At 75.3% G+C, this 247-nt stretch carries 1 pseudogene; it reads right to left on the bottom strand.

The annotated features are described in order from the left end of the window. Nucleotides 1–247, bottom strand: a pseudogene (locus ID132_RS12895) (thiamine pyrophosphate-binding protein); the annotation flags it as partial.

The following is a 247-nucleotide window of genomic DNA, read 5'->3' as shown; positions in this document are numbered from 1 at the left end:
GGTGAGGATGCGCGGGTCGATGCGCCGCTCGCCATCGTCGCCGATGACCGAAAGATCCCCGGGCACGTGCACGTCGGTGAGCCCGGGCTCGCCGTGGGGCACGTCGTTCCAGCGCGCCTCGGCGGCGATGGCCTCGGCAACCTCGGCCGTGCGATACCGCTCCCCCGCGCCCGAGCGCGCGAGTTCGTCGGCGACTGCGCGGGCCGTGAGCGCCGCATCCCCCACCACGCCGAGGTCGATCGGCCGC

Source organism: Gulosibacter sediminis (assembly GCF_014904065.1).
GTDB classification, from domain to species: Bacteria; Actinomycetota; Actinomycetes; order Actinomycetales; family Microbacteriaceae; genus Gulosibacter; species Gulosibacter sediminis.
This window is presented reverse-complemented; position numbering and strand designations above follow the sequence as displayed.